The sequence below is a fragment of the Pseudarthrobacter equi genome (genome assembly GCF_900105535.1).
Taxonomy (GTDB): domain Bacteria; phylum Actinomycetota; class Actinomycetes; order Actinomycetales; family Micrococcaceae; genus Arthrobacter; species Arthrobacter equi.
Map to the genome: position 1 here is coordinate 785,699 of NZ_LT629779.1, position 14,416 is coordinate 800,114.

Consider the following 14,416-nt stretch of genomic DNA (forward strand, 5'->3'; position numbering starts at 1 on the left):
ATGCCGGCCCCAACCATCGCCGCCCCCGCGGCACTGGAAATCCACGAGTCGGGTGACGCTGCCCTCCGGGTGGTGGCAACTTCCGGCAACGCCGAGGCCGACTGGGCCACCGTCCACTCCCTGGCAGAGTGGCTGGCGGCGGCCGGCGTGGACGGCGTCCACGGCGCCGTGCCAACCTACGACTCCGTACTGGTGGAATTCGATCCCTACCTCACCTCCGCGCGGCAGGTCCGGGCCTTCGTGCTCCTCGCCATGCGCCAGCTGGACTTCACCGGCGCCACCGTCCGCGAACCCCGCCGCTTCGAAGTGCCGGTGGTGTACGGCGGCAGCTACGGACCGGACCTGGACCGCGTGGCAGCACAGCAGGGCCTGGACGCCGCTGACGTCATTGCCCGGCACACCGAAAAGACCTACGTCATCCGCTGCCTGGGAGCACCCGCGGGCTCTCCCATGATGGACGGGCCGGACTTCCCGTTCCCCGTCCCGAGGCTCAAGGATCCACGGCTCTCCGTCCCGGCAGGGGCAGTCTCCGTGGCCGGACGCCAGGCAGTGATTGCCCCGGCCACGGCACCCGGTGGCTGGTGTGTCATCGGCCAGACGCCGCTGACCGTCCTCGACGCCACCCGTGAACCGCTGGTGCCCTACGTTCCGGGCGACGAACTGCGCTTCTACGCCATCCCGGAAGGGGATTTCGAAAGCCTCGCCGGCCAGTTCCTGGAGGCGCGGCCATGACCGGATCCCTCGTCATCCTGCAGCCCGGGCACTCCGTGGTCACCGACCTCGGCCGCACCAAGGGCCCTGGCTTTGGCCTCCCGGTCAACGGCGCCCTGGACCAGTTCTCGGCCAAGGCCGCCAACATCCTGGCCGGGAACACGGACAACGAACCGCTGCTGGAACTCACCGCACTGGATTTCCGGATGCGCGCCACCACGGACCTGCTGATTGCCGTCACCGGCGCACCGCTGGACCTCACCGTGGGCGGCCGCGACTGCCCGCAGTGGGAGCCGGTCTCGGTCCGGGCCGGCGAAACAGTGGCAGTCCGTGGAATCCGTACCGGGCTCCGGGCCTACATCGCCGTCCACGGATCGTTCACGGTGCCCACCCTGCTGGGCAGCTGCGCCCCGGACACCGTGGTGGGCTTCGGCCTCAAACTCATTGAGGGAACCGAACTCGCCACGCAAAAGACCACCGCCCCCATCACCCAGCCGCATTACGGCCTGCCACTGTTCCGGCTGGGCCTGACCAAACCGGACTTCACCACCCACCCGGTCATCGACGTCACCGACGGTCCGGATGTGGCGGAGTTCGGCGACACCGCAGACCTGCTTTTCATCTCGCAGTACACCGTCAGCCCCAGGAGCAACCACATCGGCCTCCGGCTCGGCGGCGCACTGCCCGAACGCCAGCTCACCTCCGAAGTACTGTCCCGCGGCGTCCCGGTGGGGGCCATCGAGGTCCCGTCCCGGGAGGAACTGCTGGTCCTGCACCGGGGACGCGGCGTGACGGCAGGTTATCCGGTCCTGGCAGTGGTCGCCAGCCGCTCCCTGGACGCCCTGGCGCAGGCCAGGCCCGGACACACCATCACCTTTCGAAAGACAACCGTTGCTGATGCAACGGCCACCCACAGGGCAGCCTGCCTGGAACTGGACAGGCTGCGGAGCACCATCCAAACGGTCTTCGGACTCCTCGGCATCGGAGCCGGCGAGCGCTGGCACGAACTCAGCCCAGCGTCAGGAAGCTGAATCCCGTGAATGCTTTTCCCAAACCCACAAAGGAAAACAAGATGTCAACATCAACGAATGCGGTAGCACCGCAACATGACCGTCTGACTGCGAAGCAGACACGCAAGGTTGTCACCGCCGGATGCGTGGGCATCTTCGTGGAACTGTATGACAACGGCATTTTTGCCTTCATGGCCGGCACCCTGGCCCTGGTCTTCCTGGCTCCGGGCAACCCGGACAACGCCCTGCTGTTCGTCTTCGCGGGCTACGCGGTGTCCTTCTTCGTCCGGCCCCTCGGCGCCATCGTCTGCGGCTACCTGGGTGACCGGATCGGCAGGCAGAAACTGCTGGTCTTCGTCATCATGCTGATCAGCATTGCCACCGCCGGCATCGGCCTGCTGCCGCCGTATGCAGCCATCGGAATTGCCGCGCCCATCCTGCTGGTCCTCCTCCGCCTGGTCCAGGGCTTCTCCGTGGGCGGCGAAGCTGCCGGCGCCATGACCTTCCTCGCCGAGCACGCCCCTGAGGGTAAGCGCGGCGTGATCACCTCCTACGCCCAGATCGCCTCCTTCGCAGCACTGCTGACCGGCACCATGGTTGCGTTCTCCATGTCCCCGTGGCTCACCCAGGCAGCGATCGAGGGCGGCGGCTTCGGTTCCTTCGCATGGCGTATTCCGTTCCTGGTGGCCATCCCCATGGGCATCATCGGCTGGTACATTCGCAAGGCCATCAGCGACACCCCCAACTTCCAGAAGCTGAAGGAAGAGGGCGGCCTTTCCAAGAACCCGCTCAAGGAAGCCCTGGCCAGCCCGGTGCACCGCCGCGCCATGCTCCTGGCGCTGTTCATTCCGCTGATGAACGGTTCCGGCTACTACGTCCTGTTCTCCTACATGCCCACGTTCCTCAAGGGCAAGCAGCTGAACTTCACCATCGGTGAGGCGCTGCTGGTCACCGCCTGCAGCCTGGTGGTCATCTGCATCGCCATCCCGTTCATGGGTGCCCTCTCCGACCGTTTGGGCCGCAAGAAGGTCATTGCCGGTTCGGCTATCGCCATGGCCGTCCTGGGCATCCCGTCCTACGCCCTGATCGCCACCGGCCAGATGGGCCTGGCCATCCTCGGTGCCTGCATCATGGCGGTCGTCTTCGCGGGCCACACGGCAGTCATCCACATCCTGCTCGTGGAACTGTTCCCCACCCGCGTCCGCTACTCCGCCTACGGCGTGGGCTACAACATCTCCTCGGCACTCTTCGGCGGAACCGCTCCGCTGCTGATGACCTGGCTGATCGCGGAAACCAACAACATCTACATGCCCGCCTTCTACGCAGTCATCACGGCACTCGGCACCCTCGCGGCGGTCAGCACCGTCAAGGACCGTGCCCACGAACCGCTGCGGGATGCGTAAGCACCCCTGACCCACAGGCTCCTGCGTCCGGCCCCGCTGCCGGGCGCAGGAGCACTCCCATTCCCCACACCTGGAGAACCACATGTCTTTTTCTGACTACACCACCGCCCTCGTCACCGGAGCCTCCACCGGCATGGGCGCCGCCATCACCGAACGCCTCACCAAGCGCGGCCTCACCGTCCACGCAGTGGCCCGCAATGAAGAACGCCTCGCTGAACTGGCGGACCGGACCGGAGCAGTCCCGCACGTGGTGGACCTGACCGACACAGCCGCTTTGGCCGCCGTCGTCCGCGAACTGAACGTGGACGTCCTGGTCAACTGCGCCGGCGTCTCCCGCCCGGGCAACATCCTGGACTCCTCCGAAGAGGACATCGATGAACTGGTGGACGTCAACCTCCGCGGGCTGCTGCAGCTGACCCGGCTGGTCCTGCCGGGCATGGTGGAGCGCGACCTCGGCCACATCGTCAACATCAGCTCGATCGCCGGAACCTACAATTTCTACGGCCACACGGTCTACCACGCCACCAAGGCCGCCGTGCACCAGATCTCCCGCCAGCTCCGCAACGACACCGTGGGCAAGCGCATCCGGGTCACCGAAATCTGCCCCGGCCGCGTGGAAACCGAGATCTTCGGCCGGAACATGGGCGGCAGTCCCGAAGCCATGGAAGAAGCCTGGAAGACGTACTACGAGGGTTACGAGTCGCTGACCACTGACGACATTGTTAATGCGCTTGATTACGCCATCGAAACCCCGCGCCACGTGAATGTTGGCATGCTTGAACTTATGCCCACGTTCCAGGTTCCCGGCGGCCTCACCTTTGACCGCCGCGAGGACTGACGAACAGCCACTCCGCACTGCCCGGGACCCGGGCAGCCGAATATCCAGCCCGCCAACCCGATAGGCCGCACCGATGCAGTTGATACGTACCGTCAGTTTCCCCGAACCCCAGCTCCTGGCTGACCTTTCCCCGCTTCCCGAAGGACTCAGGGGCGTGGTGTGGGACATGCAGGGCGAACCCGACGCGGCCCACGGCAGCATTGACGGCGTCATCCTTCCGTACATCAACGCCGGGGCCGTCCTGGGGAACCTGGACAAGGTGCAGGACCTGAAGTTCGTGCAGACCCAGTCCACCGGGTTCGACGGCGTCCGCGAGGCAGCAGGGCCCGGCGCCGCGGTGGCAAACGCCTCCGGCGTCCACGCCGCTGCCACGGCGGAACTGGCGGTGGGCCTCATCCTCGCCAAGCTGCGCGGCATCGACCAGGCCGTCCGCGACCAGCAGGCCGAAAACTGGGCACCGCAGCGGCGACAGTCCCTGGCGGACCGGCGCGTCCTGCTGCTGGGCATCGGCGGCATCGGCCAGGAACTGGCCCGCCGGCTGGAACCCTTCGAGGTCACCGTCACGCGCGTGGGCAGCACGGCCCGCACGGATGAGCACGGCCAGGTCCATTCCTCCACTGACCTGGAATCGCTCGCCCGGGACCACGACATCCTGGTGTCGGTCCTCCCGCTGAACGATCACACCCACCACCTGGTCAACGCACGGGTCCTGGCCGCCCTGCCCGACGGCGCCCTGGTGGTCAACGTGGGCCGCGGCCCCGTCATCGACACTGACGCGCTCACCGCCGAGGTTGTCTCCGGCCGGCTGCAGTGCGCCCTGGACGTGGTGGACCCCGAGCCGCTGCCGAAGGGCCACCCCCTGTGGTCCACGGACAACGCCCTCATCACCCCGCACGTGGGCGGCAACGCCTCGGCGTTCGAACCCAGGATCCTCAAGCTCCTGAAGCGCCAGCTCGAAGCGCTCGCCTCCGGCGAGACCCCTGCGAACCTCGTGCAGCAGGGGCCGTTCCAGCAGGTCCCTTCCCAGCCGGGCTCTTCCAAGCAGGGAGCGTCCGCGTGAGCGCACTGTTCGACCTGACCGGCCGCGTTGCCCTGGTCACCGGCTCCAGCCGCGGCATCGGTTCCTCACTCGCCCGGGCACTGGCCGACGCCGGTGCCACAGTGGTGCTCAACGGCGTCAACCCGGAGCGGCTCAAGGAAGCCGAAACGGCGCTCGCCGCCGACTTCCCGCCCGGGCGCATCACCAGCATCGCCTTCGACGTCACCGACGGCGACGCCGCCGCCCGCAGCATCGCCTGGATCGAGGAGAACGTGGGCCCGCTGGACATCCTGGTCAACAACGCCGGCATCCAGCACCGAGTGCCCATGCTGGACCTGGACGTTGCCGACTGGGAGCGGGTGATCTCCACCGACCTCACCAGCGCGTTCCTGGTGGGCCGCGAAGCGGCACGGCACATGATCCCGCGCGGCCGCGGCAAGATCGTTAACATCTGCTCGGTCCAGACAGATCTCGCCCGGCCCACCATCGCCCCGTACGTGGCGGCAAAAGGCGGCCTGCGGAACCTGACCCGCGCCATGACGGCCGAGTGGGCCGCCTCCGGCCTGCAGATCAACGGCATCGCCCCCGGGTACATCCACACGGAAATGACGCAGAACCTGGTGGACGATGAGCAGTTCAACTCCTGGATCCTGGGCCGCACGCCGGCCCACCGCTGGGGCACCCCGCAGGACCTCGCAGGACCGGTGGTCTGGCTTGCCTCCAGCGGATCCGACTTCGTGAACGGCCAAACAATCTTTATCGACGGTGGAATGACGGTGGTGGTCTGATGCCAGGGAACACTTTCCAGGACACTGCGGCTGAAAAGCTGCCCGCCTCCGGCCCGGCCCTGGTGGCCCACGCCGCGGGCGACCTGCGCATCGATGACGTCCCGCTGGCCGACCCGGCCGAAGACCAGGCCGTGGTGGAGGTGCTGTACGGCGGCATCTGCGGCTCGGACCTGCACTACTGGCTGCACGGCGCCGCGGGGGAGTCCATCCTGAAGGACCCGCTGGTCCTGGGCCACGAGATCTCCGGCGTGGTGGTCCGCGCCGCGGCCAACGGTGAGGGACCGCAGGCGGGGTCCGCCGTCGCCGTCCACCCGGCCACTCCCGGACCCGGCGCGGCGAAGTACCCTGCCGACCGGCCCAACCTCTCGCCCGGCTGCACCTACCTGGGCAGTGCGGCCCGCTACCCGCACACGGACGGCGCGTTCAGCCGGTACGTCAACCTTCCCGTGCGGATGCTGCGGCCCCTGCCCGAGGGTATCGACCTGCGCACGGCAGCCCTGATCGAACCCGCGTCCGTCGCCTGGCACGCCGTGTCCCGGGCCGGAGATGTCCGCGGCAAGACGGCCCTGGTGATCGGCTCCGGACCCATCGGCGCGCTGGCCGTCGCCGTGCTCAAGCGGGCCGGCGCCGCGCACATCACCGCGGTGGACCTGCACCCCAAACCGCTGGAGATTGCCACCGCCGCCGGCGCGAACCAGGTCATCAACGCCGCGGACACGGCTGCCATTGAGGCCGTCGAATCGGACGTGGTGATCGAGTCCTCCGGCAACCACCACGGCCTCGCCTCGGCCATCCGCGGCGCGGTCCGCGGCGGCACCGTGGTGATGGTGGGGCTGCTGCCAACCGGGATGCAGCCGGTCCCCATCTCGCTGGCTATCACCCGCGAGCTGGATTTGAAGGGCTCATTCCGCTTCAACGACGAGATCGACGAGGTCATCGCCGCGCTGGCCGACGGCAGCCTGCACATCGAGCCCGTCATCACCCACGAGTTCCCGCTGTCCGAGGCCCTGCATGCGTTCGAGGTCGCCAAGGACTCCACCAGCTCCGGCAAGGTCCTGCTGAGCTTCAACGGCGGCGGTTCCGCGCAGGCGGCAGGCGGGCAGTGACCACGCCGGTTCCGCCGCTGGTGGTGATGGGTGTGTCCGGGTGCGGCAAGTCGACAGTGGGTGCCCTGCTGGCCGGGCGCCTCGGCGTCACCTTCCTGGACGGCGATGATTACCACCCCGCCGCCAACAAGGAGAAGATGGCCGCGGGCATCCCGCTCACTGACGCCGACAGGGGGCCCTGGCTCGCCCGCATCGGCCAGTTGCTGGCCGGGCAGGATCTTGCAGGGACGGATCTGGCTGCGCACCAACCGGCAGGGCATAAGTCCGCAGGCCAGGATCCTGCAGGGGCCGTCGCCGGGACCACGGGAAGCCACGACGGCGGCACACCGGTTGCACCCATCGTCGCCTGTTCCGCGCTCAAGCGCAGCTACCGGGACCTTCTGCGGGCGGCCGCACCGGACGTCGTTTTCGTGCACCTCTCCGGCAGCGCTGCAACCATCGCCGCGCGCATGGAAGCCCGGGCCCACGAGTTCATGCCCCGCACCCTGCTCGAGTCGCAGCTGGCAACTCTTGAAGCCCTTGAACCTGATGAGGCGTATGTCGTCGGCGATATCACGCTGGACCCCGGCGCCCTCGTGGACGCTGTGGTGCTCCAGCTGCGGTCACGCGCGGGCTCGGTCGCGGCATAGCCAGCGGATCTGGTGCAACCCCTCCTTGGGTAGGTAGACTGGTCTACCTACCCAAGGAGTCGCACCATGCCCGCCGACGCATCAGCCCCCTCCGCTGCAGCCCTGCCTGCTGCTTCGTCCGCCGCGATGCTGTCCGCTGCTGCTTCCGCTTCCGCTGCGCAGCTGCCCGCCCGTCGGCCTGCCCGGCAACTGCTGCTTGAAGCCGCCGCCCGGCTGTTCTATGCCCAGGGCGTGGGCGCCACGGGGATCGACACCATCACAACCGCGGCCGGCGTCGCGAAGAAAAGCCTCTACAACAACTTCGCGTCCAAAGCCGATCTGGTGGCCGCCTACCTCGAAGCCCGCCATGAGGAATGGCTGGAACTGTACCGCGACCGGGTGGCAATTGCCGCCACCCCTGCCGAACGGGTCCTCGCCGTGTTCGACGCCTACCTGGACCACGCCAATTTCGCTTACGAGCACGGCTTCCGCGGCTGCGGCCTGCTGAATGCGGCGGCCGAACTGCCCGTCGGCCATCCCGGGCGGCTGGCGGTCCGGCAGCATAAGGAAGAGGTGGAGCACCTGCTGGCCACGCATTTGGCTGACCACCTGGCCGGTCGTTCCGCGGCCGCCGCGTTTTCTGCCCGTGCTGAACGGACTACAGGGCTCGCGGAGCACCGTCCTGAGCCCGCCGATTCCTCGGATCAGGCTGAACGGGCTGCGGTGCTCGCGCAGCACCTCTCCTTCCTCCTCGAGGGGGCGATGGCGAGGGCCGGCCTCGAAGGCAACGACGCCAGCCTCCGGGACGCCAAACGCATTGCTCAACAGATGCTGGCAGGACTGTGACAGGCAGCCACCGGCCAGACAACGGCGCAGCTGGATTCCCTGGGAAAAGCACCCCTGCAACCCGGATGCACGGCATCGGGAGCCCCACAACCGTGAGCACGGGGACAGATTCCCCAGGGACAGGCAGCCCCGCTTCAGGCGTCGCTGTGCATGCCGGGCACGGCAACGCGCCGCTCTGGGGTGCCCTGTTCGTCGTCGCGGCTTCGATCCTGTGGGGCACCACCGGGACAGCCGCCACGCTCGCCCCCGGGGTGAGCCCGTTGGCCATCGGCGCCGTGGCGATGGGGGTGGGCGGGCTGCTCCAGGCGATGTCCGCGGCCCGGGCCATCAGGCGGCAGGGGCCCGGCATCCTGCGGCGGTGGCGGCTTGTGGCAGTCGGAGCGGCCGCGGTGGCCGTATATCCCCTGGCGTTCTACAGTTCCATGCACCTGTCCGGAGTGGCCGTGGGAACTGTGGTTTCCATCGGCTCGGCGCCCGTAGCTGCGGCCCTGATCGAACGGTTTACCGACCGGAAGCCGCTGACCCGACGCTGGATCATTGGTGCGTTCCTTGGCGTGGGCGGAGCGGCGCTGCTCTCGTTCGCCGGCCACAGTCCCGGGACCGCCGCCGGTACAGACGGCGAGGCCTGGGATTCCACGGCTGGAATTTTCCTGGGCCTGCTGGCCGGCGGCACGTATGCCCTCTACTCGTGGGCGGCGCACCGGCTCATCGGCGGTGGCATCCCGTCCCGGGCGGCGATGGGCAGCATCTTCGGGCTGGGCGGGCTGTTGCTGATGCCCGTCCTGGCCGTCACGGGTGCACCGCTGCTGGACTCCTGGACCAACTTCTCGGTGGGCGCTTACATGGCGTTGGTACCGATGTTTGCCGGCTACATCCTGTTCGGCTGGGGCCTGGCGCGGGTCCGGGCCAGCACGGCCACCAGCATCTCGCTGCTGGAAACGGTAGTGGCAGCTGTCCTGGCCGTCCTGGTAGTGGGGGAGCGGCTCCCGGCACTTGGCTGGCTTGGCGCCGCCGTCGTCCTCGGCAGCCTCTTCATCCTGACGCCGCGGACCCAGCGCACCCGGCTGCCTGCCGCCCCGGCGGAAACCATGCCGTCAGCGCCGGAGGCCGCAGGGACTCAGCCTGCAAGCGTCGGCCACCAGGACATCAGCCGGTAACCCGGCCACCAGGACATCAGCCGGTAGCCCGGCCCCGGGTACGTCAGCCGGTAGCCCTGTAGCGAGAACGGCAGCCGGTTGCCCGGTCCCGGAGACGGTAGCCGGTTGACCGCCACAGGAACGTCAGCCGTAACCCGGCCACCAGGACATCAGCCGGCAGCCCTGCCGCGGAAAGTCAGCCGGTAGCCTTGCCACGCTGCGTGCCGCGCCCGGTGGCCGGACGGTTCAGCAGGAGGCAGCCACCCAGCACCAGCAGCATAGCGCCCACCACCACGGCGGCCAGCTCCTGGCTGCCAATGCCTGCGGCGACGATCGCGAAAGCGAGCAGGCACACCAGACAGCCAGGCACGAGGCCCGGCGGAATGCGGCGGGACGGGTAACCGGAGAGCAGCTCCATGGCCAGATGGGGATCGTCGGCGATCAGTCCGAGCTCCAGCTCCTTGAGCAGCCTCCGCTCCTCTTCGGACATTGGCATCGGATGCCCCTGGGTTCCATGAGACGCGGGTATCGCTTATGACGCTAAGAGCCTTCCACCATCGAGTCAAGGGTTCGCGTTGCCCACCGCCACAATCCCGGGTTACTCCGTGCCGGGGACGTCGTAAACCAGCGAGCCTGTACCGATCCGGACACCGCGGGTGGGCACGTGCGGCGTCAGCTTGGCGGGTGGCATCAGGTGTTCCACGGGCCGTCCGGCAAGCAGGACGCAGTAATCGGCGATGAGGCGGCGGTGGCAGCGCCACCACACGGTTTCGCTGCACATGATCGCAGTCTGTTCGTCCTGCGCCGCAGCCAGCAGCTCGCCGACGGCGGCCCCGAAATCAGGCGACCGCATGTAGGCGGCGTAGGCGCGGAAGGAGTCGTTGCGCAGGGCGGTGTCGGGGGAATCCGGAGGCAGCTTGCGGAATCCGCCCAGCCGCCGCTCCCAGCGGTAGCTGATCCCCGCGTCGGGCAGCCACGTGGACATCAGGTCCTTGCCGAACTGCGGGTGCTTGCGGCTGCCCGGGCCGATCCGCACGTCCACCAGGGAGGTCACGCCCGCTGATGCCAGCAGCGCGGCGAAGTCCTCCTGCGCGGCGGTGCCGTGCCCAACAGTGAATAGCGCCTTCATCCAAGCCATGATAGGCAGGCCCGCGAAGCGGGGTTAGGGCACCGGTTTGGCACGCGGCTCAGGACGCGTTCCAGGCACGCGCCTCAGCACCGGTTTAGGGCAGCGCACGACGGCGGGACCGCGGCCCGCGCGGTCGGCGCACCGTCGGCGCACCCAAGGCGAAATCGGCGCTACACCGGAAAGCCGCCTACCGTCGTCGTAATTCTGCGAACTCGATGGACGGAACGATGGCTCCCGCGTCCCGCTCCACGAAGTTGGTGCCCGGCGGCACGAGGTCGTCGATGGCGTCCAGGACCGGCTCGCTGAGCCGGACACCCGCCGCGCCGAGATAGGCCTGAAGATGTTCCTCATTGCGGGGCCCGATGATCACGCTGCTGATGGCCGGGTGGGTCAGGGCGAACCCGATGGACAGGTCCACCAGCGAAAGTTCCAGCTTGTCCGCCAGCCGGGCCAGCGCATCCGCGGCAAGGAGCTTGCGCTCGCTGGCGGGCCCCGAAATGTCATACCGGCCCGGGAGTGAGTGCACCCGGGTGGGGGCCTTGCCGGCCTCGAAGGTGAAGCTTCCGGAGAGCCATCCGCCCGCCAGCGGACCGTAGGCCAGGACACCGAGCCCGTACTGCTGGGCGATGGGCAGGACATCGCGTTCATTCCCGCGGACCAGCATGGAATACGGCACCTGGTTGCCCAGCGGAGGAATGAGGTGGTTGGTGTTGGCCAGCCACTGGGCCTCCACCAGCTGCGCCGGTGTAAAGACGGACGTGCCGTAATACAGGATCTTGCCCTGCCGGATCAGGTCGTTGAGCGTGGTGATGGTTTCCAGCACATCGGTGTTGTAGTCCGGCCGGTGCGCCTGGTAGAGGTCGATCCGGTCCGTCTGCAGCCTGCGCAGGCTGCCCTCCACGGCTTGGGTGATCCAGCGGCGGGAGTTGCCGGAATGGGCCGGGTTGGCGCTCATCTGGCCGTGGAACTTAGTGGCCAGGAAAACGTCGTCGCGCCGGCCGCGCAGGGCCCGCCCCACTACCTGCTCGGATTCGCCTTGGGAGTAGACGTCAGCCGTGTCGATGGCGGTGATGCCCGAGTCAAGGGCGGCGTGGATGATGCGGATGCTTTCGTCCGCGCCGGTGGGGGCCCCGTGCGGACCGCCGGCGCCTTCGCCGAAGTTCATGGTGCCAAGGGTGAGTTGGCTGATTGGGGTGCCCGAACGTCCGAACACCCTCAGTTCGCTGAGGCTCATCCCCGGTTCCCTCCTGTTGGCTGCGTGCCAGTTGCGTATATACCTGAATGCCTGTTGCTGTCTGCCTGGTCCCGGCGCGTCGTCGAGTGATTTATACGTGCCGCCGGTCGTCACGAGGCTACACAGATTCACTTCCACCCGGCGGAATCCCGCCTTGTTCCTTCTCTTTTCGACGCGGGAGGTAACGCAGGGAAGCGGGCGTGACGTTTTGTGGCGGGCAGGCCGGTTCCGGTCCGCAGTTTCGTCCCGCGGCAGCACTGCAATAATCTGAATCAACGGTTGTGCGCGGGGGTGCAAACGCCCGGTGCAACGTGCAGCACGTAAGTTCAGGCCCATCACACCAGACGAGGCGGACACGCATGACGGCATCAGACCAGCAACACGTAATACGGCGGAACGCGCCCGCGGAACCACCGGCCGTGGATGCCCACCTGCTGCAGCAGCTCGCGGACGCCCATGGGGTGGGCACTTCCTTCCAGGGCTGGGACGGGTTGCCGCACGCAGTTTCCCTGGAGACCCTGTCGAAGGTCCTGGGCGCTTTGGGCGTGCCGGCCCATACCGATGAACAAATCCGGGCCGGGCTGGCCGAAGCGGAACTGGCACCCTGGCGCAAAACGCTGCCTCCCGCCGTCGTAATCCAGCAAGGCGAGCCGGCCCAGGTACCGGTCCACATCCCCGACGGCGTCCCGGTGAGCCTCCGCATCAGCCTTGAAGGCGGTGCCGGGAGCGTGGACGCGGCCCAGCAGGACGTGTGGGTGCAGCCGCGGGACGTGGACGGCGTGGCCATGGGCCGGGCCACCTTCGCCCTGCCGCAGGACCTTCCGCTCGGCTGGCACACGCTGCACGCGGAGGCCGGGAGCGTCACCGCCACCGCAACCCTCGTGGTGACGCCGGCCCGGCTGGATACTGCCCGGGACCTTGAGGAGCGGCGTGGCTGGGGGCTCGCCACCCAGCTGTACTCCGTGCGTTCGAAGCGTTCCTGGGGAATCGGGGATTTCTCCGACCTTGCCGACCTCGCCGCACTCAGTGGAGCCCGCGGCGCCGATTACGTGCTCGTCAACCCCCTGCACGCCGCAGAACCGGTTCCGCCGGTGCAGCCCTCACCGTATTCGCCGTCCACCCGGCGGTTCTTCAACCCGATCTATATCCGGATCGAGGCCATTCCGGAGCTTGCCTATCTGCGCCCCCGCAAGCGCGCCGCGCTGGAGAAGCTGCGCGAGGAAGTGGCAGGGCTCAACAAGGACGCCGAACGGCTGGACCGGGACGCGGTCTACGCCGCGAAACTGCAGGCCCTGGAGCTGCTGTACCACACGCGCCGGTCGCCGTCCCGGCAGGCGGCCTTCGACGAGTTCTGCCGCATTTCCGGCAGCGGCCTGGATGACTTTGCCCTCTGGTCAGCCATCCGCGAGGACGCTACGCCGGACGACCCCATGTGGACGGACCCCGCGTTCTCGCTGGATTCGCAGGAGGCGCAGGCGCTGCGGGGAAGGCTTGAGGACCGGATTGGCTTCCATCGGTGGCTGCAGTGGATCTGCGACGAGCAGCTGGAGAGCGCGCAGCAGGCAGCGCTGCGTTCGGGGATGCGGCTGGGCGTGGTGCATGACCTCGCAGTCGGCGTGGACCACAGCAGCGCGGACGCGTGGACGCTGAAGGGCGTCCTCACCCCCGCCACCAGTGTTGGCGCGCCGCCGGACATGTACAACCAGCAGGGCCAGGACTGGGGCCAGCCGCCGTGGCATCCGGTCCGGCTGGCCGAAGCGGGTTACCAGCCGTTCCGTAACATGCTGGCCACCGTGCTTCGGCATGCCGGCGGCATCCGGGTGGACCACATCCTGGGACTGTTCCGGCTGTGGTGGATCCCCAGCGGCAACGCCCCCGGCGACGGCGCCTACGTGAAGTACGACCATGAGGCACTGATCGGCATCCTGGCCCTGGAAGCGCACCGGGCAGGGGCCGTGGTGATTGGCGAGGACCTGGGCACCTTCGAACCGTGGGTGCGGGACTACCTTGCCGCGCGCGGCATTCTGGGTACATCCATTCTTTGGTTTGAGTACGACGGCGATTCCCCCCTTGCGCCCGAAAAGTACCGTACGCAGGCGCTTTCCAGCGTCAACACCCACGATCTACCGCCCACGGCCGGTTACCTGGCCGGGGACCACGTGGCATTGCGCAGCCACTTGGGTCTGCTGGAACGGTCCGAGGCCGAAGAGCGTGCCCAGCACAACGCGTCCCTGGAAAAGATGTTCGCGCTGCTCCGCGAACGCGGCTACCTGCCCGGAGCCGGCACCGGCGGTGACGCAGAGGAGCAGACCATCGAGGCCCTGCACCTGCTGCTGAGCCAGACGCCGTCCGTGCTGCTGGGCGTGGCGCTGGTGGATGCGGTGGGGGAGCGGCGGGTGCAGAACCAGCCCGGAACCACCGAGGAGCTCTACCCCAATTGGCAGGTGCCGCTGGCCGGCCCGGACGGTAAGCCGGTATTCCTTGACGACCTCCCCGCCAACGCGCGGTTCAACTCGCTGCTAGCGGCGGTGGAGGAGGCCCTGCACGGCTAGTCAATTGTGAGGAGAA

General features: G+C 68.1%; 14 protein-coding genes. 11 read left to right on the forward strand and 3 right to left on the reverse strand.

Annotated elements, in window-relative coordinates; genetic code table 11:
* The 10 genes from BLT71_RS03555 to BLT71_RS03600 all read left to right on the forward strand — a co-directional run bounded on the left by BLT71_RS03555 (nt 1) and on the right by BLT71_RS03600 (nt 9,506).
* On the forward strand, nt 1-732 hold the full coding sequence (locus BLT71_RS03555; RefSeq protein ID WP_091717644.1) for a 5-oxoprolinase subunit B family protein: 732 nt from the start codon (nt 1-3) through the stop codon (nt 730-732).
* Entirely contained in the window at nt 729-1,742 is a 1,014-nt protein-coding gene (locus tag BLT71_RS03560) for a 5-oxoprolinase subunit C family protein (protein ID WP_091717646.1), read from the forward strand. The genes BLT71_RS03555 and BLT71_RS03560 overlap by 4 nt, the downstream gene beginning before the upstream one ends.
* A 41-nt stretch (nt 1,743-1,783) precedes the next feature.
* Nucleotides 1,784-3,124: an MFS transporter gene (locus BLT71_RS03565; protein ID WP_091723784.1), complete on the forward strand. Its 1,341-nt coding sequence runs from the start codon at nt 1,784-1,786 to the stop codon at nt 3,122-3,124.
* An 82-nt stretch (nt 3,125-3,206) separates the two neighbouring features.
* Nucleotides 3,207-3,962: an SDR family oxidoreductase gene (locus BLT71_RS03570; RefSeq protein ID WP_091717648.1), complete on the forward strand. Its 756-nt coding sequence runs from the start codon at nt 3,207-3,209 to the stop codon at nt 3,960-3,962.
* A 73-nt stretch (nt 3,963-4,035) separates the two neighbouring features.
* Nucleotides 4,036-5,022, forward strand: a complete 987-nt coding sequence (locus BLT71_RS03575) for a 2-hydroxyacid dehydrogenase (RefSeq protein ID WP_091717649.1) — start codon at nt 4,036-4,038, stop codon at nt 5,020-5,022.
* Complete coding sequence (locus BLT71_RS03580) at nt 5,019-5,789, forward strand: SDR family oxidoreductase (protein ID WP_091717651.1); 771 nt, start codon at nt 5,019-5,021, stop codon at nt 5,787-5,789. Before BLT71_RS03575 ends, BLT71_RS03580 begins: the two co-directional genes overlap by 4 nt.
* The gene (locus BLT71_RS03585) at nt 5,789-6,895 is read left to right on the forward strand and encodes an L-idonate 5-dehydrogenase (RefSeq protein ID WP_091717653.1); all 1,107 of its coding nucleotides are present in this window, start codon (nt 5,789-5,791) and stop codon (nt 6,893-6,895) included. Before BLT71_RS03580 ends, BLT71_RS03585 begins: the two co-directional genes overlap by 1 nt.
* On the forward strand, nt 6,892-7,524 hold the full coding sequence (locus BLT71_RS03590; protein WP_091717655.1) for a gluconokinase: 633 nt from the start codon (nt 6,892-6,894) through the stop codon (nt 7,522-7,524). Before BLT71_RS03585 ends, BLT71_RS03590 begins: the two co-directional genes overlap by 4 nt.
* 126 nt (nt 7,525-7,650) lie before the next feature.
* Nucleotides 7,651-8,349, forward strand: a complete 699-nt coding sequence (locus BLT71_RS03595) for a TetR/AcrR family transcriptional regulator (RefSeq protein ID WP_231994513.1) — start codon at nt 7,651-7,653, stop codon at nt 8,347-8,349.
* A gap of 146 nt (nt 8,350-8,495) precedes the next feature.
* Complete coding sequence (locus BLT71_RS03600; RefSeq protein WP_091717659.1) at nt 8,496-9,506, forward strand: DMT family transporter; 1,011 nt, start codon at nt 8,496-8,498, stop codon at nt 9,504-9,506.
* A gap of 175 nt (nt 9,507-9,681) precedes the next feature.
* On the opposite strand, the gene BLT71_RS03605 is transcribed toward BLT71_RS03600, so the two are convergent.
* The 3 genes from BLT71_RS03605 to BLT71_RS03615 form a co-directional block, all read right to left on the reverse strand.
* Nucleotides 9,682-9,981 carry a DUF3040 domain-containing protein gene (locus BLT71_RS03605; RefSeq protein WP_091717661.1) on the reverse strand — a complete coding sequence of 100 codons (300 nt, stop codon included), beginning with the start codon at nt 9,979-9,981 and terminating at the stop codon, nt 9,682-9,684.
* 102 nt (nt 9,982-10,083) lie between these two features.
* A complete protein-coding gene (locus tag BLT71_RS03610) occupies nt 10,084-10,614 on the reverse strand; it encodes a DUF488 domain-containing protein (RefSeq protein ID WP_172829899.1) in 531 nt (176 codons plus the stop codon).
* Between the two features lie 187 nt (nt 10,615-10,801).
* Nucleotides 10,802-11,848, reverse strand: a complete 1,047-nt coding sequence (locus BLT71_RS03615; protein WP_091717665.1) for an aldo/keto reductase — start codon at nt 11,846-11,848, stop codon at nt 10,802-10,804.
* Nucleotides 11,849-12,207: 359 nt separating this feature from the next.
* Between BLT71_RS03615 and malQ the strand changes: the two genes are divergently transcribed.
* Nucleotides 12,208-14,400, forward strand: coding sequence for a 4-alpha-glucanotransferase (malQ, locus tag BLT71_RS03620; RefSeq protein WP_091717666.1), 2,193 nt, complete (start codon nt 12,208-12,210; stop codon nt 14,398-14,400).
* Nucleotides 14,401-14,416 lie beyond the last annotated feature (16 nt).

Bases quoted from the DNA above. Each gene is read 5' to 3' on its own strand.
- malQ (WP_091717666.1), top strand. From the start codon at position 12,208: ATGACGGCATCAGACCAGCAACACGTAATACGGCGGAACGCGCCCGCG.
- BLT71_RS03595 (WP_231994513.1), top strand. From the start codon at position 7,651: ATGCTGTCCGCTGCTGCTTCCGCTTCCGCTGCGCAGCTGCCCGCCCGT.
- BLT71_RS03575 (WP_091717649.1), top strand. From the start codon at position 4,036: ATGCAGTTGATACGTACCGTCAGTTTCCCCGAACCCCAGCTCCTGGCT.
- BLT71_RS03585 (WP_091717653.1), top strand. From the start codon at position 5,789: ATGCCAGGGAACACTTTCCAGGACACTGCGGCTGAAAAGCTGCCCGCC.
- BLT71_RS03560 (WP_091717646.1), top strand. From the start codon at position 729: ATGACCGGATCCCTCGTCATCCTGCAGCCCGGGCACTCCGTGGTCACC.
- BLT71_RS03570 (WP_091717648.1), top strand. From the start codon at position 3,207: ATGTCTTTTTCTGACTACACCACCGCCCTCGTCACCGGAGCCTCCACC.
- BLT71_RS03605 (WP_091717661.1), bottom strand. From the start codon at position 9,981: ATGCCAATGTCCGAAGAGGAGCGGAGGCTGCTCAAGGAGCTGGAGCTC.
- BLT71_RS03555 (WP_091717644.1), top strand. From the start codon at position 1: ATGCCGGCCCCAACCATCGCCGCCCCCGCGGCACTGGAAATCCACGAG.
- BLT71_RS03610 (WP_172829899.1), bottom strand. From the start codon at position 10,614: ATGAAGGCGCTATTCACTGTTGGGCACGGCACCGCCGCGCAGGAGGAC.
- BLT71_RS03615 (WP_091717665.1), bottom strand. From the start codon at position 11,848: ATGAGCCTCAGCGAACTGAGGGTGTTCGGACGTTCGGGCACCCCAATC.
- BLT71_RS03565 (WP_091723784.1), top strand. From the start codon at position 1,784: ATGTCAACATCAACGAATGCGGTAGCACCGCAACATGACCGTCTGACT.